The sequence below is a fragment of the Aporhodopirellula sallentina SM41 genome (genome assembly GCF_000346505.1).
In the GTDB taxonomy this organism is placed as follows: Bacteria; Planctomycetota; Planctomycetia; order Pirellulales; family Pirellulaceae; genus Rhodopirellula; species Rhodopirellula sallentina.
This window is the reverse complement of the sequence record NZ_ANOH01000073.1, coordinates 1-23,305: the sequence shown is the minus strand read 5'-3', so window position 1 is coordinate 23,305 and position 23,305 is coordinate 1. Positions and strand designations below refer to the sequence as shown.

The window sequence follows — 23,305 nt, the reverse complement described above, 5'->3', positions numbered from 1 at the left end:
CCAAGAAGTCGAATGCTTCGGAGCCGCTGTTGAAGTCCCACGTTAGCGTGTCGGTCGTTTCGGTTCCGTCCAGGATCGCGTTTGGTGAGACTGACAGGTAGCTTTGCAGGGTCGCGTTGTCGAGCGAACCGGGAACGCTGGATGCTCCGGATCCCGCGACGGCGACGCTGTCGACGGCGGCGTTGACGTTGTCGGTACGATCAGAATCGCTGATGGTCAGCGTTCCGGTGTCGGTCAGTCCGCTATCGGTTTCCGTCAAGCTGGATGTGTCGGGGCCGCCCGTGATGACTGGTGTGTCATTGGTTCCGTTGACGGTGATGGTGACGTTCTGCGTGTCGGTAGCGCCTTGGCTGTCGGTGACTTCGATCGTGTAAGTTAGCGTTAACGATTCACCGTTGGCTAAGTAATCAAACGCTTCGCCGCCGCTGTTGAAATTCCACGTCAACGTGTTGCCTGTTTCGGTCGCGTTCACAACCGAACCGGTCGACGACAACATCGCCAGCAACGCCGCGTTATTGCTACCCAGGCCTGCGGTAGTGGAGGAGGCGACGACTCCCGTCACGCTGCTGGTCACGATATCCGTCAAATCCGAATCGTTCACCGTCAGCGTACCGCTGCTAGTCAGCGTCGTGTCGGTTTCGGTCAAGCTTTCCGCTGCCGAGTCACCGGTGTCGACAAAGACGTCAGGCGAGTCGTTGGTTCCTGTGATGGTGACCGTGACGGTTTCGGTGTCGGAGAGCGTTGATCCGGAATCGTCTGTGGCGCTGATGGTGTAGGTCAGGACCAGCGTTTCGCCGTCGGCGAGGAAGTCGAAGGCTTCGGTGCCGCTGTTGAAATTCCACGTCAGCGTGTCGGTGGTCTCGGTTCCGTCGAGGATCGCGGTTGGTGAGACGGACAGGAAGCTCTGCAGGGTCGCGTTGTTGAGCGATCCGGGAACGCTCGAAGCTCCGGTTCCCGAGACGGCAACGCTGTCGACGGCGGCGGTCACCTCGTCGGCGACGTCGGAATCGCTGACGTTGAACGTGCCGGAGTCGGTTAGGCCGCTGTCGGTTTCGGTCAGCGACGATGTGGCGGGACCGCCGCTGATGATCGGGGCGTCTTCGATCGAGTTGACAGTGACATTGAACGTCACGTCAGTGGATTCCCCGCGAGCATCGGTGGCTCGGACGGTGATCGTCGTCGTGCCGTGTTGGTTGGCGGCGTAGTCCAGCGTCAACGTGCCGGCGCCGTTGTCGACGTTAGCCGAATCCAGGAACGCGGGACTGCTGTAGCCGATCAGACTGTAGGTCAACTCGTTGTCGGCGTGTTCCAGATCGCTGAAGGCCGCGTCCAAATCAATCACGGTGTCGGGGGCGTCTTCGTCGACTGTGACGTCGCTGATGGTGCCGGTCGGATTGCTGTTTAGGAAAATGTCGACGGCACCGGATGGCGAGTCGTATTCGTCGTAGGCGGTGAAGCCGACCGAGTCGTTGACCAACGTGATGGAGTCAAACGTTCCCGCCAACGTGGTGGACGTGAAGATGTCTTGCAGGTAGCCGCCGACGGTCATGCCGGTGAGGTCGAGTTCCAACTGCGCGCCGAGACCGAGCGTGAACGTTCCGCCGACCGCGATCGATTCGTAGACGCTGGTGGAAGATGCCGACAAGCGAATGATCGCGTCGTCTTCTACAGTCAGGTCGTTCGTGATGGTGCCATCGCCGGTCAACACCGAGTCGTTGACCACGACTTCGCCAGTCGCGTTGATCGTGTGACCGTTTAGGTCCAACGTTCCCGAGATCACATTCAGGCCTTGCAGGGTACCGTTGAGCACCAAGTCATCGGCCAAGATCGCGGTACCGGAGGTCTTGTCGATGTTCAGCTTGCCATCAGAAAGATCGTCACCTGAGATTGTTTGGGTGCCAGTGCCGTTGAGCGTGATTTGTGAGTTGCCACCGACACTTGTATCGGACGACGTGATATTGCCCGCGACGCGAATTTCGCCAACGTTCAATGCATTGGCGCTGGTGATCGTCAAATCGCCACCGACGTTCAGAACGCCGGAAATGTTTTTGCTGTAGTTGGAATCAAAGATGACATCGTCGAAGTTAATTGCGGACGCGGTGATGGTTCCCGAGTTGTTGCCGAACGTGATCGTGTGGGTCAGATCCGCGACGCTGCCGGCGACATGATTCAGGGTGCCATTGATGGTCAGGTCGGTGCCGAAGGTCAGCGTGCCCGACGCTTTGTTGATCGTCAGGTGTTCGGCTTTGGCACTCGCGTTGCTTGCCGAGACCGTTTGGTTGCCGGTGCCATCGGCGATGATCATCGTCGTGCCGCTGTAGCTGTCATCGCTGTAGGTGATGTCGCCTGCAACGTTGATTTGGCCGCCGTTCAGCGTGCCGGCGTTGGTGAACGTGAAGTCGCCGTCGACGTCCAGTGTTCCGACGATCACGCGAGTTCCTGCGACCGTGCTGTTCAGGATCACATCGTCGAACGTCGCCGAACCTGAATCGATCGTGGTGTTGTGACCTTGGAATTCAACCGTTTGCCCGTTGGTGTCCCATCCGCCGGATGTGTAGGTAAAGTCGCCGCCCAGTTCGATGTCGTCGAGCAGTTGCACTGTACCGGAGGCTTTGTTGATGACGAGGTTGCCCAGTTCGCCGGCACCGCCACTGGTGGAGATGGTTTGGGCGCCGGTTCCGTCGATCGTCAGCACACTGGTGCCCGACCAAACGCTGTCGATCGTCGTGATATTGCCTGCCGCGGTCACACCGGCACCGTTGATCGTGACGGCGTTGGTGTAAGTCAAATCGCCATCGACATCGATGCCGCCAATGATGGTAACGGTGTTTGAATTGTTGAATTCGAAATCGTCAAACGTGAGTCCCGACGCGTCGATGGTTTGGCTGGTTGTTCCGGCGACGCTGACTTCGTGACCGCCAAAGTCGACGGTGCCTTGGCTGTGAGTGAAGTCGCCAGCAAACGATAGGTCGCTCAGGAAAGTCAACGTGCCGACGTGATCGATTTCGATGTTGTCGATCTGCGCCGACGTTTGCAGGCTGCGATCACCTGTGCCGTCGAAATACAGCGTCGAACCGTTTGCGTTCAGTGTGCCGCCGGAGTGAATGAAGTCATCGGCCAAATTGATCACGCTGCCATCGATGGTCAGCGTGCCGCCGGAGACGTTGACGACGCCGTCCATGTCGAGGGCTTGTCCGTTCGTATCGACAGTTCCGTCGGCAACGGTCAAGTCACCCGAGTTCGCAAGTGTTCGATCGAGCGTGAGCGTTCCGGTGTATCCCGAGTTGACTTGAATTTCACTGATCGCACCGGCAAACGCGGCGTCCAGCGTCGAGTCCTTGGTGCTGGTCGCGTCGAACACCACAATGTCATCGGCTTCGGGAACCAAGTCGTGATTCCAGTTGTCCGCATCGGTCCAGTCGTTGGTCGCTCCGCCGCCGTCCCAGACGAAAACGGTTTGGCCGGGATTGACCGTGATCGCGACGGTGGTCGTATCGGTCAGTGATCCGTCGTCGACCAAGACAACCAGGGACGCGCTGCCGTTGTAGCCGGCTTGGGAGTCGTAATCCAAACCGTACAAGGCTGAGTCGATGTCGGCCGTGCTGCCGCTGAACTGCAGCGTTCCGTCGCTGCCATCGCCATCGATGATTGTCAGTCCGGTGGTTTGCGAAAGAGCGATCGCGGCGTGGTCGGCGGTGACGGTGACGGTCAGGCTGTCACCGTCGACGTCGTCGGTATCGAGAATGCCCGCACCCGAAATGTCGAATGACAGCGAACCGCCTTCGTCAACAGATGCGTTGGCGGGGCTGGTAACCGTGGGGGCATCGTTGACATCCGAGACCGTGATGCGTGCGACGGCGACCTCGTCACTGAACGCGGTCGTGCCACCGGTGGTGGTTGTGTCGACTTTGGTGCCCTCGTCGGACCCATCGGTTTGGTCCCAGCCGATAAAGGTCAGGTTGCTTTGTTCACCGTTTTGTTCGTCGGGAATGAATCGAACAAGGTCAATGTCACGCAATAAAAGAACGCTGGTCGATGACACGGTTCCAACGTCGGTCCAGTTGCTTCCGCCGTTGGTTGAGAATTCCCAGTGGCCGTTGCTGGCGCTGATCGAACGGATTGCGATTCCTTCCAACGCACCGGAGTCGGCGTCGGTGATTCCCGTGCCAGCGTTGCTGGCCAGAATGGACGCAACCGTTTGACCGCCGTTGGACGTGTCGTCTTCGGTGATCGACGTCAGCGTGTACAGGGACGAGTCGTCCAGAACCGGAGCGTCGTTGACGTTGTTGATGGCGACATGCGTGCTACCGCTTGCAATCAACGCACCGCCGCTGCCTTGGGAACCCCCGTTGCCATCGCTGAGGGTCCAATCGATTTGGACGGATCCCGGTGGTGCATCACTGTTGTTGGCGTATGTGATCTGTTGGAGGATGTTGTTGACATCCGCGGTGGTGGGTACTTCGCCATTGGCGTCGGTGAACGTGAGTGTCAGTTCACCCTCGGTTCCTACCGTGTCGAAGGTTGCAATGCTCTGACTGTTTTTGATCAGGTTGCTACCCGACAATGAAATTCCGTTTCCGTCGGCAAAAGAGAAAACGTCTTCTCCGCTAAGGACCGTTTCTCGACCAAGAGTCAAAACGGCTCCGGCATAGTTGCCCGAGCCACCACCGGCGGCATCGAGTTCCGCATCGGCGACAACTACGTTTTCGTCGAGCACTACCGCTGGACCATTTTCGACATAGGTCACCGCGTCTTTCGTGAGCAGTATGTTGTCGAAGTGCACGTTGTGTGTGTAGTCGGAAGCCGGATCGTGAAGCAAACGGATTGCGATGCGGTCGCCTAACACCGCCGTGTGCGATCCGTCGGTCGTGAAGGTAATCGTCCCCGATTCGGAAAAGTCTGTTTCGTTCGCGATCCCCGAAACGCTGGACAAGATCGTTTCGGAGTTGTCACCCGCGATGGCGATCAGTTGAACGATGTATTCGCCGACTGCTCCGCCGCCCCGAGCCACGTTAAAGGACAATTGATAGGTCGAGTCCGCTTCCAAAGGAGCGTTCAGACCGGTAGCGTCCGTCGTTGCTCCGACCGTTGAACCTTGATAGACGCGGATGGCTTGATCGCCATACGGGGTCGTGAAATCTCCTGAATCTTCGTCGACGTGGCGGACGTACGATGGGTGGGAGTCGCTAGTCCAGCCAGTGGGATCGTCGTCGTTCAATCCAGAAATATCGGGCGTCTCAAAACTCTCGGTGAACAAGATGGTGGACGTGTTCGACAGCACGGGGGCATCATTGACGGAAGTAACGTCCAGGTCGGCGTTTTCGGTCTCGCTTGAAAACGCGGTGGTGCCACCATTGGTGCTGGCGTCTTGCAGCGAACCGTTTGAACCTGTGGTGCGGTCCCATGCTCGGAACGTGATCGCGTCGCTGATCGTTCCGTGGAAGTCAGCGTTGCTTTCGAAGTAGATCCTTGTGTTGCTGTTGGCGTTCAATACACGGGCGGATGAATCGCTGACGCTGCCCAGCGTGTTCCAATTGGTGCCGCCGTCGGTGGTGTACCACCAAGTTCCGTAGGATGCATCGGCCGCGGTAATCGCAATGCCGGTTTGTGGGGAATCGTCAACATCCGTGACGTTCCCGCCAATCGAAACCAGGTCCGTGATGACGGTGCCGACGGCCCCTACTGGTGCGCCGGCATCTTCGGATTGCGTTGTTAGTGACAAGTCGGCGGAATTGTCCAACACAGGAGCATCATTGACGCTGGTCACACTGATGGTCGAAACACCACCGGGAGATGCGTTGGCACTTAACGCGTCTTGCGGAATGACCGTCAGGGTTCGGTCGCCACTGGTACCGTCCTCGCCAGTATGCTGATACGTGATCGTTCGCAGCAACGATTGCAGGTCGGCTTGTGGTATCAGGCCTCCGCCGTCGCGTGTGATTGTGAGGCCGCTGCCATCGAAATCAATTTCGAAGTTGGTCGATCCCACCGTGACAATTTGAGTGTCCGAGGAACCAGCGTAGAACGTCGTTCCGCCAATCGTGATTTCTTCGTCGGTTCCGTCGACAAAACCGACGAGGTTGATCCCGAGCGATTCGTATTGGGTGTGGTCGAGGTCCGTGATGGTGGCATCGGTGTCGGCAATCAATACGGCGCTATCGCCTTCGGTGAAGCTGACCGAATGATCGATGCCGCCGCCATCGCTGCCGTTGAGATCAGCGACCGGCAACTGGTTGACGGCGGTGATGTTGACGACGGCACTGCCCGTGCCGGTTTGTTCGCCGCCGGTGCCTTGTTGGGTTCCAAAGTTGTCATCGCTGAAGGAATAGTCCAGCGTGACACTGGTTGGTGGCGTGTAGCTGGTGTTGCTGTAGGCGATCGATTGCAATACTTCGTTGACAATTGCTTCGTTGGCGTTGCCGTTGAAACGTAGTTCCAACGTGCCGTTGGAATTGGTGTCGACGGTCCCGACGGTGGTGCCGCTCAAGACCAATGCGCCAGACTCGGTCATTGCCGACAAATTCCCCGTCTCGGAGAACATATCGTCGCCGCTGGCCCCGCCATTTCGCACAATCGTTAGGACGGTGTTGTCGTAGTTGTTGACGCCCGTTGATTCCAATTCGGGATCGAAAATCGTGGCGTCTGAATCGATGACGACAGCGGCGCCGCCTTCGGTGAACGTGTTGCCTCCGGCCAAGTTGTTGAAGGCCGGCGTGTCATTGACCGCGGTGATGGCGACGTCGTGCGTCATCGCCACGGAGTTGCCGTCTCCATCGTTGACGATGTAGCTGATCGTCCGCGTGGAAGTATCAGGGGCGTCGCTGCTGTTGGCGTAGGTGACGCTCTGGAGAACGGTTTCGTATTCGGAGAGGCTTGCTGTACCGGACAACGTCAGGGTGCCAGTGCCGCTGTCATAGCTGGAGGTGATGCCGAACTGGTCAGTGGCAGCCAGGACGTCTTCGCCGGTGGCAAAGTTGCCGGTGACCTGAACGGTGGCGGATTCGATGTCGGTGTCATCGATGTCGCCCAATTCGATCTTGGTCGTGATGACGGTGGCTGAATCGTTTTCGGTGTAAGCGGTGGCGGTTTCGGTGGGAATTGTCGTCGAGCGGACTTCGACGTTGTCCAGATAACCGCGGACTCCAGAATGATCGGACGACGTGTCGGTGAAGGTCAGCGTGGTGGAGGTCGAGTCGGCGGTGAAGCGGAACGTGTAAGCTTCCGGTGCATTGTTCGCGACACCAGAATCCAGCGACTTGGTCAGAAGGGTCGCTCCTCCGACCACGTCGACGTCGAGCGTTTGGCTTTGTGTTGCGCTGTAGTCGCCGTAGTCGAACGTCAGGTAGTAGGTCTCGCCGATCACGGTGGTGAAATTTTGCGAAATGGAGCCGTTTGCTCCACCAATTTGGCCGAACCGCACCTTGTTGGCGTCCCAGTCGGTGTTGTCCGCGACTGTCCAACCGCTGAGGTCCATTGCGAAATCGCTGTTGGTGATTTCGTTGTCTGCGAGGAAGTCGGCGACATCGTTTTGAGCGGTGACGTCGAAGGTGATCGTGTTGGGGACCGGATCGATGTCGCTGCCAGAGTTCGCTGTGCCGCCGTCGTCTTGGACGCGGAAGGTGAAGCTGGCGTAGCCGCTGCCGTTTTCATCGGCGACTGGTTCGTAGGTCAGCAGGCCGCTGTTGATGTCGTTGTAGTGGACATCGTCGGTAGCGGTGACAGCAGATCCGTTGTACAGCAGACGGCCACTTCCCGGCAGCGTGTCGATATGAACGAACTCGAACTGGTCACTTTCGATGTCGCTGTAGCCAAAATCGGCTAGCGTGAACGTGTGCGAGTTGTCTTCGTTGATCGTGATCGTGTTGTCGCTGCCGGTGGGGGCGTCGTTGATGTTGGTGATGTTGACTTGGACCGTGCCGAGTGTTTGATCGGTGCCACCACCATTGCCGGTGTTGCCGTTGTCATTGGCGACGACGGTGATCGTGTCGCTGGCCGTGCCTTCGGTGTGCGTGACGCCATGTTGGTACTGAACGCGACTGCTGCTGGTGAGGAACGTGTTCAGGTCCGCTCGCGTGCCCGACAGCGTCATCGTGTCGCTGTTGTTGCCGGTCACGGTCACGCCACCCGCGTCCGATGCGAACAGCAATCCGCCGGTTGCGGTGGTGAGCTCGATCGTCAGCGTTTCGCCGTTCTCACCATCCGCATCGCGAAGGTCAAATCCGGTGAAGATGAGATCGGACAACGTGTCTTCGAGGATCGTGAAGTTGGCTGGCAACGTGCCGTCATTGTACGGATCGTCGTTCAGCCCAACGACGGTGATCGTTGACGCGGTTCCGATCGTTCCTGTGTCGCTTCCACCGTTTGCGACGCCGCCATCGTCGGTGATCGTTTCCAGCGTGATTGTGCGGGTGCCATTGGCGATGTTTTCGCTGGTGTTGTCGTATCGCAGATTGTCGAGAACAGCGTTTGCGTCCATTTCCGAGAAACCGCCAGTCTTTGAAATGGTGACCGTTGCGGTGGTGCCGGTGATGGAAACGTCGACGTCGTAGCTGCGATTCGTGGTTGTTTCGCTGTTCAGATCGGTCAACTCAATCGTTTCGCTGTCAATGATCAGTGATTCGCTGGATCCGTTGGCCAGATCCGACACGGTGATGACCATCGAGTTGATGACGTCGGTTCCTTCGATCGTGTCGGCCGACGAGCTGCTGAAGACGCTGACGTCGGAACCGTTTTCGGTGAAGGTGGAATCATCTGAGGTCAACGTCGCGGTCGGTGCATCGTTGACCAGGGTCACGTCCATCGTGCGGCTGATCGTGTTGCTGGTCCCACCATCGCCATCGCTGACGGTCATCTCGATCGTCCGTTGGTTGGACGATGCGTCGTCGCTGAGGTTGCGGTAGGCGACCTGACGCGCGACAGCTTCGACGGCGGTGGCGTCGGCGTCGTGGTTGAATGTGATCACCAACGCGTTGGTGCCGTTGCCGCCGGTGAACGTTCCGACTTCGGTTGCGCCACTTCCTGAGTCGTAGTAGACGCGGTTACTCGCGGTGGTGACGTTGATTCCGTCTTGGACGAAGATCCGGTCCGAGGATTGGCCGTTAGTGACGATGTCGGTGGTCAATATGCCGCCGAAGAAGTCAATGCTGTCGCCATCGGTGATCGTCAGGGTGTTTTCGATGTAGGTTCCGGTTCCGTTTTCGACATAGGTGTCACCACCTGCCGTTGCGGTGATGACCGGAGCGTTGTTGGAAACACCGACGTTGATGCTGGTCGAACGCACGAGACTGGTTCCACCGTCACCGTCTGTCAATTGGAAATCAATATGACGAACCGTTTCCGTTGCGGAGACGGTGTCGGTGTTTTCGTAGGTAATGTTTTGGACCAATGCGGTAACCGCGGTCGCGTCGGCGTTGGCGTTGAGCGTGATGACCAATGCGACTCCGGAAGATCCACCGGTGAACGACCCGATGGTCGTGCCTTCGTAAGTGATGTCGCTGCCCGAGACGCCGATTTGGCCGGCGCCGGTGCCTTGGTTCTGGACCGCTAGGATGTCTTCGGCGTCGTCGCCGCCGGAAACGATATCCACCGTCAGCGTTCCGGTATCAAAGTCAGCGCTGTCGTTGTCGGTGACGACCACAGCGGTGCCTTGGTCGATCAGGACCGGACCTTCACCTTCGGTGTAGTTGTAGGAATCGCCGTGCAAGTTGTTGATGACCGGTAAGTCGATTACCGCCGAGACATTGATGTCGCGAGACGCAGCGACGGAATTGGTCGTGCCGTCGTTGACGATGAACTGCACCGTGCGAGTCGTTTCGTCTGGGTTCTGGCTGTTGTTGTTGTAGGCAACCGAACGCAGTGCGGCCTGGTATTCCGCGACGGTGGCGGTTCCGGACAGGGTCAGGATTCCGGTGCCGGAGTCGTACGATCCAGTGATGCCATTTTGGTCGGTGAAGACAAGACTGTCTTCGGTGGAACTGAATCCAGCGGTGAACGACACCGTTGCTGATTCCAAGTCCGAATCATCGACGTCGCTGAGCGTTAGCGTGTCGGTGATCGCCTCGTTGCCGTCGTCTTCGGTGTAGTCCAGCGCCGTGCCTTCAATGGCTGCTGCGATCGGCGCGTCGTTGATGCCTGTGGTCGTGATCGTGGCGGTTGCGACGTCGGTATTGCCGTTGCCGTCGATGACGGTGTAGGTGAATGTGTCGGTTGCGCTCTCGCCGTCGTTGAGACCTTGGTAGACGGTTCCAGGATCGAAATCGAAACTGCCGTCGGCATTGAGTTGCACGGTCGCGCCCGAGGCAAGCGTGACGGTTGTACCGACGTCGCCGCTGATGCCGTTGATCTCCGTGATGGTGATCGAATCACCATCGGTATCCGCATCGTTCGCCAACAAACCGTTGGCAGCCGAAATGACCAGCGTTGCGTCTTCACTGAGCGCGTAGGAGGATCGAGTCGGCTCGGCAGTGGCCGTTCCACCGCCCAAGACGCCATCGTTTCCTTCACCGGAATAATCCGTGACCGTGGTTCCCGATCCATCAAAGCGGTAGTTGGCAACCAAGCCAGTCGCTGAACCGGAGGGTGGCGTTTCGATCGTGGCGCGTATTTCATCTTGTGATCGAGCCACATTCCAAATGCGAACATCGTCGATGCCGCCTTGGAAATACTGGCCGGCCGGGTTGTTGCTACGGCCACCGATGTGTAGTTCGTCCATCGTTGGATGAGCGTCGCCGATCGCCCCGCTGCCTTCGTAGACGCCCACCACATCGCCGTTGACATAGGTTGTGACGGTTCCGTTGTCATAAGTGACCGCCACGTGCGCCCATTCACCTTCGGTCAGAACGTGATTCGTGTCGTGCCATGCCCAGCCGGGATCGGTGTTGTTGAATCCCCATTTCAGTGATCCATCCACATCGACGGAAAGTTCGTATTCGCCCTCTTTGTTCAGAATCATGCGGTCGGTGTTTGCGGACGCCTCTGGACGCACCCAAGCTTCCATCGTCATCGTGTTGGTCATTACCAGTTCTGGTGACGACGCGATGGCGACGTAATCATCGGTGCCATCAAATTCCAAATGGCCATCGTCGTTGTTTGCGTAGACGGGGCCGTTGATCGCGAACTGAGCGGCAAACTCGGACGTTTCTTTCGTCGTGTCGTTGGTCGCGGTGGCGGTGATGAGGTCGCCTGATTCGACTTCGGTGAACAGCGTGGTATTGAACGTCGCGTTGCCGCTGCCGTCGGTCGTGACGCTGACCGAGCCCAGGAAGGTTTCGCCTTGTCCGTATCCGTTGGCGTAGCTGGCCGAAGTGAACAATTCGATCGTGAACGTTTCATTGGCGGTGCTGTTGAATGTGCCCGAGATTGCAATCTGTGTGCCGTCGCTGACCGCTTGCGTGATCACCGGGAAGTTTTGCAGCGAGTTGCCACCCGCGTCGGAGTCACCGGCGTCGTTGGCGGTGTAGTACGGCGCGGTTCCGAAGGCGGTATCATCGCCCGTCGCTTGTAAATCGATGCCGATGCTGCCTGTCGACGCCGTGCCCTGACGGGAGAGCACAGTGCCGTTGCCGTAGATTGAGTTCTCCGTGATCTCAATATCATATGCACCATCGTTAACGGTGATGCCGGCGCCGTAGTTGTCAGCGATAATGTTGTGGCGGAGCGTGATATCATTCGTGCCGCTACGGAACGCGATTGCATCAAACTGGACTTCTGAACCGGAGCTCGGTCCGACCCCATTGCCGACGATCGTGTTGTCCGTGATCGTGACGCCGCTGGTTGAACCCGAGAGCAGGATCGCTTGCGTTGAACTGCCGGCGATGTAGTTTCCGTCGACGGTGCCGCCGGTGGAGCCGTTCATCGCGATGGCATCACCGTTGCTGTAGTTGAACCCGCTGTTAACGAATTGGTTGCCGGTGATGCTCCATCCGTCGGAGGCGTTGCTGGCGTGGATTGCCGCTGCCTTGGAGTAGGCCAGGATGTTGTTCGATAAAATTCCGTTGTCCGCGCCAACCGATTGAACGTGTATCTGGTTATTCAAGGCGGCACCGAGATCGGCGATACTCGTGGCAGCCACACCGAAGACGTTGGAGTCGATCACAGTATTGATCACAGCATCATTGATGTAGATCGCGGCGTCAGATGAGAAGCCATTCATCGCGAAGCCTTGCACCGTGACGTTGTCGGCGTCCACAACCAATCCATCGAATCCTGACGCACCGACGATTGCGATTTCTGGTCGCTCAACACTGCTGATCGCTTGGTCGTTGGTGCCGGCTTCGTTGCTCACGCCCAATGTTCCTGGATTGACGTCTCCGCCAAAGACGGTTTGGCTGGTCCCGTCAAGGATGACAGATTCGGTAATCGTCGGCAGCGATGCGGTCAGTGAAATTTGCCAGTGTGCGTCGACTCCATCGGTGCCGGTGTAGCCCGCGTCGGAATTCAAAATTGAGAAGTTGATGGTGTCTTGGCCAAGCGTTCCGTTGGCCGCCGTGATGGCTTCGCGAAGCGAGACCTCGCCGTCGGTGCCACCGCCCACCGCGTATAGTTCTTCGATCGTGTAGGTTGCACCCAGCCCCGTGTCGTCGACATCCGAAGTCGTGGTGACGTTCAGGAGAGTGCTTTGCACGTCTTGGACGGTGACCGTGATCGTCTGGCTGTCCGTGTGAACGCCGTCGCTGACTTGGACCGTGACTTCGTACACGTTGTCGAGATCGCTGTCGTCGGGACTTTCAAAATCAGGCGAACTGACAAACGTCAGGTTTCCCGAAGCGTCGATCGCGAAATCACCTTGGTCCGTTCCGCCGATGATTGAATACGTCATCGTGTCACCCGGCATGTCGGCATCGCTGACGGTGACCTGGGTCACGAAGGAAACGGTTTCGTTCACGTTGACGCTGGCCGTTGCTCCACCACCATCGCTGGTGATCGCGACAATGTTGTCGTTGATCGGGTTCAGCGTGATGCTGAATGAACCGGTCGACGCCGAGCCAGCGCCATCATCCACGCTGAACGAAAAACTGTCTGCCAGGTTTTCGCTGTCATCGTGGTCGTAAGTGATGCGTCCGGCGTCGATTTCCGATTGCGTGAACGAGGTGGTGACCAGTCCGTCCAATTTCAATTGGCCGTGACCGGGGTTGGCCGTCACGGTGTAAGTCAATTCGCCAGCGGTGTTGTCGACATCGGTGGTCTCCAGCATCGACGAAGTGATGGTGTTTCCCGCTGAGCCTTCGTTGAACGTTGCCCCGTTGTTGGTGCTGATGACTTGTTCGTCGTTGACATCCGCGACGTTGATCGTGACGGTGTTGTCTGCTGTACTGAATGCGGTCGAACCGCCGCGTGTCGTCACATCAGCTGTTCCGCCCGCGGTACCAGACGTTTGGTCCCAGGCGTGGTAGTCCAACGTCAGGGTGCCGCCATTCTCTGTGTCAGGTGTGAAGCGAATCAGGTCATTCTCTCTCAACAGCAACGCGGAAGTTGAATCGACAGTTGGAATCGTGGTCCAACTGGATCCACCGTTGATGCTGTATTCCAAAGTTCCACCAGAGCCCGCGGATCCAAAGATCGCGGCACCTTCCACTGCACCGGCGTCAGCATCGGTGACGGTACTGCCCAAGAACGCTGCGACTGAAGCGGTGAAAGGAGCTCCATCTTCGGTGGCGGGATAGGTGGGCGATGAAGCCGCCATTACCGGCGCATCGTTCACGTCGTTGACGGTGATCGCGATGGTCTCGTTGTAAGTGCTTCCTGAGGAATCCATCACTTGGACGGTCACGTCATGCGATGTGCTCGTTTCAAAGTCGAGCAGTGAACCGTCCGCGACGGTGATCTCGCCCGTGTTGAGATCGATTGCAAACCGACCTCCTGCCGAATCGAGCAGGGTGTAGTTGAAGGTGTCGTTCGCATCGGCATCGTGGGCAACCGCGAATCCGACTTGCGTGCCGTTGGATGCCATTTCATCGACTGCCAACGTGTCTCGCGCGGCACCGGCCACGTATCCCGTCCCGGTCGCATGACCGACCGTCAACACGTAGCCGTTGGCAATGTCAACGATTTCACCGGAGACAAAACCGTCGAATTGCCAGTTGGCCAGCAATCCCGCTGAGGCGGCGTCGGCAGACGTGAAATCGAGTTTGTAGTTGTCGTGAACGGCGATGTCCGAATCGGCACGAACGTGGTCCCAAACACGAACGTCATGAAACGTGCCCGAGAAGTGTTGTGCGGAATCGAACCCAGATTCCGCGCCGCCGTCTTGGTCTTGTCCCAGCACGAATGCACCGCCGCCATTGGTGTTTGCCTGAGTCCCCGTGACGATGGATTCGGCGAACACACCATCGACGTAGAATCGCAATTCTCCACCGGGTGTGTCCCAAGAGAATGCAACCGTGTGCAAATCGCCGTCAAAAAGTTGACTGTAGGTTCCGGTCGATTCATATCCGGTCCAATCGAGCGTCCCATCCGCGTGGATTGCGAGATACGATCCTGATCCACCCGATTGTCGTGAATAGAGTGTCGCCATGTCGGCAGGAGTTTGCAGATCCGAGATCGCAAATTCCATCGTGATCCCTGTCAGTCCATCCCAGTAGGGAACGCCACTGGAATTGTCGACCAAGTAAGCGTCGTTTCCGCCGTCTGAATTCAACGCGACACCGACGGACAGATCCGTGGGTGCTTCGCTGACATCATCGACCGCAACGGTCATCGTTTCGTTGTACGAATTGCCCGCGGCATCGCTGACGGTAACATCAATGTTGTGAGACACGCTGGCTTCGTGGTTCAACAGCGAACCATCGACCACGGTGATTTCGCCGGTGTTGGAATCGATCGCAAACCGCCCACCCGCGTCGTCGTTCAGGCTGAACGTGAAGTTAGACAAAACTTCGCTGGCGTCCCATTCAATGATGTAGCCGCGGTTGTCTGCACCGGAGAGGTCAAGCCACTCGCCGGTCGATCCGTAGATAGCTAGGTAGTCTTCGTTCCCTCCAAAGTCATTGGGCTCAATTGAATTAAAATTGGCGTAAACGCCGGCAGGTGCTGCACCCAATTCATCACCAACCCAGAAGTTGTCCGCCTCCACTCCGTCTTCGATCCAATTCCAGTTGCCTTCGCTCGTCGCGTCCGTGCCTCCAATGTAGAACTCCGATCCCGCTCTGGAAACGATGTCCTGAACCAGTTCGTTCTCGTAGGACGAACGGATCGTTACCAATTGACCGCCGACTCCGTTAATCAAGTCGCTGGACGCGCTCGACATGGCAGTGGTCACGTCCACTGCGTTTGTGACAAGTTTGTAAAACTTGCCTGTCGCCGCGTCGTAAGACAACGTCGGGTCATCGTTCAAAATCGTCGTCACAGCGGCGGGGATTTCGATAACTTGAACGTCGGCGATGTATGGACCATAGGTGCTGGCTGGACCTTCGAGCGATCGGAACTGGAGGACCGAAGTCGCGTCGTCCGCTGTGAAGGTGAAGCTACGCTGCTCAAACGCCCCGGTTTCACCCCATGACCAATTGTTCTCCTGAGTCACTTGGAAATCGGCACTCGTACCACTCGCACTCACGCGAAGATTCTTGACGGCGTCTCCGCCGCTAAAGTCGCCTGTGAGCGCAAAAACGACTTGGTACTGCCGCCCCGCAACCGTCGTCAGATTTTGCTCAATCGCTCCCGGTTCAGAGCCGTCCAAGTTGACGACGCGGCCGCCCAACGGAGACTCCCAATCGCTGGTCGCAAACAGGTCGATGGAGGCTTCCGTGACCGTCCAATCACCAAACGTCCCGGTCACACCATACTGGGTGGTGGACGGAGTCGCTTCGTTGAATAAACCATCGCGGGCAATGTCTTCAGCAACGTCCGGGACGCTCGGTAAGACGAAGCCGACCGTCGATCCGTTGGTGGTGTTCTCAGCGACGTGAAGATCTTCAACCGGAGTGCTGGAGGTAAAACCAGTTCCGACTGCATGTCCAATGCTCAGGTTGTTTTCGGACCCAGTGCCCGCAGTGACGATGTCGACCACTTCGTTGGAACCATTGAAACCATCGAATTGCCAGTTCGCCATCAATCCTTCGGCTGTCGCTTCCGCTGGTGTAAAGTCCAGCTTTTGCTGATGGTTCAGTGCAATCTCTTCAGCGCCGCGGGCGTGGTCCCACACTCGGAAATCATGAAAGGTTCCTTTGAAGGCTTCATCGGAATCAAAGGATCCGGTCGAATAGTCCACGTGCTGTCCGAGCACAAACGTGTCACCCCCAGTACTGCCCGCTTGCGATGCGACCGAAGTGGATTCGACATACTCTCCGTCAACATAAAACGCGATATGGCCTGCCGATGCATCCCAGGTGATCGCTAGGGAGTGGACATCGCCGTCAAGTAGCTGAGTGTACTGCCCTGAGGACGTGAGTCCCGCCCAATCGAGCGTTCCATCGTCGTGAACCGCGAGATAGGACTGGGCCGAGCCAAAGTCTCTTTGCGTGTAGAACGTGGCCATACCACCTGGGGCGATATCGGTCAGACCGGAAAACCGAACTTCGTAAGTGTGCCCATCCGCCCCCAGCAAAAAGTCTGCATCCGCAGCAGCAAGATACGCATCGTTCCCGCCATCAGTGTTCAGCTCGATGCCGCTGGACAGGTCGCTTGGCGCGTTGTTGGATTCGGCCAAGTCGTTGAGTGAAACCGTGAAGACTTCGTCGTAGGTGTTGCTGTCCTCGTCCGTCACGCGAACGGTCAACGAATGAGATGCCTGGCTCTCGTAGTTCAACAATGATCCATCGGCGACCGTGATCGTGCCGGTGCTGGCATCGATCGCGAAGGCACCGGCGACGGTTTGTGACTGGATCGTGTAAGTCAATGCATCGGTTGCATCCAGAACGCTGTCTGCATCCCACTGAACCACGTAGCCGTCCATTGATTGAGCGGCGGTGGCGTCAAACCACGCGCCGTCGAACTCTTGTAGGAACGCGTAGTCTTCGCTTTCTCCACCATTGGGACCGGTGGCGGCGTCCCAGTTTTGATAGCTGCCGTCGACAGCGTAGCCGTTTTCGTCCCCTTGCCAGAAAACCGAAGTGTTGACGTCTTCGTCGTTCCATTGCCACTCACCTTCAACCGATGCATCGCTGGCACCGATCCAAATGTCATTGCCAATGAAGTCGGTTGCCAATTGTCGAATGAAGGCATTCTCGCTGGCTGATTCGATGGTGACCAAGTCGCCTGTTAAGCCCGAGAGGGTGGTGCTTTCGGCGGCCGAGTGAGCAGCGGTCCAGGTACCGTTTGACAAGACCGTTTTGTAGAACTTGCCGGTTGAAGCGTTGTAGGAAAGACTGGAGTCTGAAGCCAAAAGTGCAGCGATTCTTGCTTCACGTTCAGCGTCTTGACCAGAAACACTGCCCACAACGCTCCCGCTGATCGTGTTCTCGTCGATCGCAAGTGTGAGTGCTGCTTCGCTGGCAGTGAATCCAGATTCGCTGGTGTGTTTGATCGTTAGGTTGTTTCCGCTGACAGACTCGGTCACAACGCCATCGCCCGAGAGGTCGTTGAAATTCCACTGAGCCAACATTCCAGACTCGTCAAAGGGAAGTTCAGTTCGGTAGCTGCCGGCCATCTCTGCTTCGGTGCGGGCATCATCGAAGACTCGGGCGTTGAAGAAAGTTCCGCTGAACACTTGGTCGCTCTGGAACGTGCCTTCCACGGAATCTTGCTCTTGTCCAAACAGCAGTTCACCGCCGCTGGCAAGGACATGGCCTTGTTCCAGTAACGGGTCTCCGGCAAGCACGCGGCTATCGGCCACCTCACCATCGACATAGAAGACCCATTCGCCTGTTCCTCCGTCCCACGTAAACCCGAGGCTATGGGGTTGGCCATCGAGAAGGTTCCGATAGTCGATTGCGTCCGAGTAGGCGTTGGAGCCACCAATGGTGAGTTGCAAGTCTCCAGTGGTCGTGATGTAGAGGAGGACTTCGTTGCTGTTCGAGCCGGTTGCATATGACAGCAAGGGGACTCCGCCGCCCGCGTCTGTGCTCTCGAACTGAACCTCATAGCTGAGCGAACTGAGTCCACCCAGGATAGAGCTCCCGTCATCGGCCAGCAGGTACAAATCGCTGCCACCATCGTCATTGATGCTCAAGCCGCCCGCATTCGTGGCAGTGGTGGACAGGTCGGTCGGCGTGTCGGATCGATAGGCATGCAGGTCAGCCATGTCCGATTCGTCAACTGCATAGTTGTAGACTCGGATATCATCCATCAGACCAGTGAATTCACCGCCTACGGAACCTATGTCGTACGCGCCGAGCTTCACGGAGGACGGACCAGTCAAGTCGTTGAAGAACGTCGTCGTTGAAGCGTCGCCTTGTGAATAGGTCACATCGCCGCCGGTTAGTTTGATGCCGTCGATGAACAAGCTCGTGCCGCTCGCGTCGGTGGTGACAGCGACGTGGTGCCAGGTGTCGTCGTTGATGGTCGCGGTCGAAGTCGCACGCATGAGCGAAGAACCGCCCGCATTGACTGCCCAAATCAAGTTTCCGTTTTCAACCCACAACGATGCGAAGTTGCTTGTCGCACCGTCGCTGATGTCAAAGATGGTTGAGAAGTCCGATGAGGAAAGTTTGACCCATGTGGAAATCGTGCCCGCGGTCAGGTTCGCGAAACTACCGACGTTCGCGGATAGGTCCACATAGTCGCCTGTCCCATCAAGCGTCAATTTTCCGTCACCGACCTGATTCGTTCCGGTCGTTGTGTCGACCGATGCATCACCCTGAAGAACACCGTTCAAGCCGTTCACGCTGCTGTCGGTCGCGCCTGAACCCGCGTCGAACTTGTAGCGTGCGAATAATTCGGGCGACGCGACATGCTCGTACGCACCAATGTCGGGCGATCCGTCACGTGCGACGCCGCGTTGATCTTCCACCGCCAAGGAGCTGGTGGCTGCGTTGTAGGCGATGCTGCCGCTGTCGATTACGTGGATGGATTGCCCCGATGTGGCATCCGCGCTCAGCGCAGCCAATGCCGGATCACTGCCCAGAATGTCGGTTCCGACGGTACCACTGAAACCGCTGTTGTGTTCAATGATATTGTAACCGCCGCTGACAATCGTGCCGTGAATGTCACTCCCACCCAGATTGGACGTGTTGTCCGCAAAGATTGAGGCCTCTGCGTTGACTGTTGCGGCCGTTACATAAACACCACCGCCATAGCCGTTTGTGTTCAGAACGGTGTTGTCGGCGATGGTCGAATGCACGATGTTCACCGTGCTACCTGCATTCTCAGCGTAGATACCACCGCCGTAGAATTCTGCTTCGTTGCCACTGATCGTCGAGTTGGTGATCGTGGTGGTTCCGTTGTAGACGTGAATCGCACCACCGCTCGCACCGCTGGTGTTTCCGATCAACGCGGTGCGATCAAGTGTCGTCGTTCCTCGAGAATAGATCGCACCTCCCCCGACATTTCCGACGGTGTTATTGGTAAAAGCCACATCGGTGGCCGTGAAATCGCCCTCGTTGTAGACGGCTGCCCCTTCTTCGGTAGCAGACGACGCTCCCGTCAACGTCATATCGCTGATCGTTAGATCGGCTGCGTTCGTGATATAGAAGATTCGATCACCGAGTGACGACGCATCGAGGATCGTCGTGCCAAGGCCGTCACCAGTAATGGTGATCTGACTTGTTACGTCCAAGTCACCCGTTGCGGATGCGTTTTCGAATTGGCCGGCGATGTCGAGAATGTAGGTGCCCGCTCCCAGAACGATCGTGTCCGCGCCGGCGGTGTTGTTGGCCGCCCTGATCGCCTCGCGAAGTGAGATTCCAGATCCCCCCGGCGTTGCCTCCAAAGCGGTGATGTCGGACGTGTTCCCATCGTTCTCGTCATCGGTGGTGGTCACCGTGATTGTTGCCAACGTGTCATACCAACTGGCCTGCGCCGCGTATCCGAACGCAACATCTGTCGTCACATCGCCGACGGTGTATTCGAGGATCCAGTCACCACCGAGTTCCTCGTGTCCAGTCGCATCATCACTTGCTGCGACGTCGCAGTTGCAAACGAGCGCCAGCATCTCGATCAGGTCTTGACCTTCGACCGTGCTCGCCAGATCACATCCATAGATTAGCAAGTCGGCATCGCTGTCCATCGCGTGCCCCCACGAAGCGATATCGCCGGCGTAGTCGAGCGATGAATCTTGGTCGAGTTTCACGTTGCCTAACTGGACGCCTTCGCCGTCACCGTGTGATACGAGGTGAACGGCATCGACGCTGGAAAGTTTTGCCAGAGCATCGGTGATTTGTTCGATACCGTTGCGATCGCTCTCGAGCGTCACGACTACCCACTGTGCTCCGTCGGTGCCGCTTTCGCGCATATCGGCGAGCAACGTTTCGCTGTCGTCAACGGAGGCGTCGACAAAGACGACTTCGATCGGACGCGCGGGGTCGAGGAACTCTGCAGCGGAGGCTGCGTCAAAGACATCAGCCACGTCCCCTGAGTAGTCGGTTGGTTCGTCTTGTTGTGGCGGCGCCTCACCGACGGCTGCGAGCACGGCGGCTTCGATCGCGTCGATGTCGTTTTCCCAACCGTCAATGTCGCCCTGAAGAATGTCGGCCTGAAGGTCGGCGACGGTGTCGGCATCAGGATTCATCTCGAGCGTCGGATCGAGTCCTTCACCAGAAAGAAGCACGCGATCTTCGAGTCGGAAGAAATGGAAGTTTCGTTTGGTCATCAGTGTTACCTCATCGACCTAAACGGCATACCTTCACGTTCTCATGAGAGGGCAGGGGAGAAGCGTTGAATGGGTCGACTCTGACGGTTGTGGTATGCGATCCGATAATTCCGACGAGAACCGGTGCTCATGGTTTCAGCCCGATGTTTCGGAATCATCGTTGCAACCTGACCGAGTGTGCGTTCCGAATAAGAGACAGGAGTGCACTAGTTCCGCGCATCGGTGCAGAACGTATGTTCCGCAGGAACCGGCCCGAGCCGCGTTCCGCAGCATTACCGCTATTCATCTTCACGACCAAATCAACCGGACAGGGATGCTTCGCCCAAGGCACGCTCTTCGCGATTCTCGTCTGCTGCAATTCAAACGAATTGTGGTCAGCCGAATTGCGCGCATGCTGAGAGGCGGTTTCCGACGCCGGGGATTGACGGTTTTCACGTTGTTAACGGTCGTCGCGGCCGGATATTGGACAGCACCAGGGGCAGGTGCTGCTGATCCCGACGCGACGCCATCGACTTCGTTTTGGACCGGGAGTCTGGAGGACGCATGGTCTACCGTGTCAAATCCTCCGTCTGTGGCGGCGATGACGCCAACGGGGCAGCCAGATCCGTCGTTTGGAGAGTTTTGGGCCGCCGTTTCCCGGCAAAATCCCGCGTCAACGGTTACCGTCGAGCCGATTCTAACGCCTGAACCGGATGCGTCCGTCGATCGTGCCGACGTGTCGCCGGACATTGGCGAAGAACCTTGGTGGCGAAAACCCGTCAACGGGTATCTGCTGAACTCGCCGAACTACCTGCAGTTTGACGTCGCGACCGTGTTGACCGACACGTTGCAGTCGAGCCCTCGTATTTCCGCGATCAGCAATCGGACTTCGATCGCCTACGAGAAAATCATCCAACAGGACGCGGCGTTCGATCCATCGGTCTTGCTCGAAACCGGCATCGATCGTGTTAACGATCCTGTCGGCAGCACATTGACGACCGGTGGTCCACCGCGATTGATCCAAGATTCCTGGAACGCGAGCGCGGGCGTTCGCAAGTTGACGCGTCAAGGTACGGTGATCGACCTCAGCCAAGAGGCCGGAACGCTGACCAGCAACAGCATCTTCTTCGATCCGGCTCACCAAGGGAACTCGCGTTTGAACCTCAGCATTACGCAGCCTTTGATGGCGACGAGCGGACGCGTCTACAACACGCGTTTGGTCACCGCGGCGTCGATCGACAGTCGCATCGCGTGGCAACAGTTGCGGCTCGATCTCGAAAGCCATCTGGTGGAAACACTGACTGCGTTTTGGCGTTTGCATGAACGTCGAGCACACTACGTCCAACAGCTCTCGTTGATCGAACGAGGCGAGCGGATCGGCGCAATCGTTGCCGCACGTGGGGATTTCGATTCGGGACCGCTGCAGGAAATCAAGATCCGTCGTCGGTTGGCGTCCGACAACGACCGCAAGATCGAGTTGCGAGCCGAAGTGCAGCGTTTGCAGGTTCGCCTCAAGACGCTCGTGGGCAGCCCGATGTTGACATCGCTCGACGATTCGATCGAGTTGATTCCGATGGCTCAACCGGACTTTCCGGAAGAACCCATGAGCGTTCGCGACTGCATCGTTCGTGGGCTCGAACATCGCGGCGACATTCAGGCGGCAACGGAACAACTCGCCTCCGCCGGGCTCGAGGTGAACGTTACTCGCAATGAGTTGATGCCAAGGCTTGATGCGGTCTTCGAGGCCTACCTTTCTGGTTTGGCGTCCAATAACAACATCGGACAATCGTGGATCAACCAATATTCCGACGGCGGGCCGGGGATCACCGCAGCGTTGACGTACAACCTGCCGTGGGGACGTCGGGCGGCCAAGAGCCGACTACGCGAGGCTCGACTGCGCTACAAACAACGCGGCGACGAACTTCGAAACGCACTCTTGGCGGCACGCCGAGAAATTGAAACTTCCGTAATCCGTGTGCGCGCCGGTGCCGACCTGCGGCGAAGCAAAGCGGCGACGCTCGCGGCGGCGGTTCGTGAAGAAGACATCGCGACGCGGAGGTGGGAAATGCTCGCCGGTGACGGCGGTCCGACTGCGCTGATTCTCGAAGACCTCTTGGAAACGCAAAAGCGACGTACCGAAGCGGAACAGGCGTATGTGTCCGCTCAGGTCAACTACATCCTCGAATTGATCACGCTGCAACAAGCGATGGGAACGTTCCTCATCCGTGAAGGGATCGAGCCGACGCGTCCGAGTTGCAGCACTTCGGTTGAGATCCTGCAAACCTCGCCGATCAACGAACGTTTGTTGCCGCTCGAAAGATGGACGCAGCCGATGCCTGTCGACGGTGTGTCAGGCTCCGACGTGTTCGACTCCGGCAATCTCGAATTCGACGCCGGTCGGTCACTGATCGCCGAACCGCAAATGATTGAACTGGACGCATCGAAAACTCAAATGGAGGAACCGCACAGTGAGTTCCCAGAAAAGATGCCTGTCCCGTATTTGCGCCGCGTGCGTGCTGTCCTGGGCGATGATGTGTCATGCCGTGGTCGATGCGGCGAATCCGTCCGCGATGACTCACTCGAGCTATGAAGGATTCGCCGAAGCGATTCTCGACGTCGAGTTGAGTACGGATGAGTTCGGACAAC

The 23,305-nt window shown here is 57.6% G+C and carries 2 protein-coding genes; one reads left to right on the top strand and one right to left on the bottom strand.

The features are described from left to right. A partial coding sequence (locus tag RSSM_RS03890; protein WP_008674757.1) for a LamG-like jellyroll fold domain-containing protein occupies window positions 1–20,680 on the bottom strand: 20,680 nt, incomplete at its 3' end. Window positions 20,681–21,071: 391 nt separating this feature from the next. On the opposite strand from RSSM_RS03890, the gene RSSM_RS03885 reads away from it, so the two are divergent. Continuing rightward, window positions 21,072–23,249 (top strand): TolC family protein, encoded by a 2,178-nt coding sequence (locus tag RSSM_RS03885; protein WP_144059552.1) that lies wholly within the window; start codon window positions 21,072–21,074, stop codon window positions 23,247–23,249. Window positions 23,250–23,305: the final 56 nt, after the last annotated feature.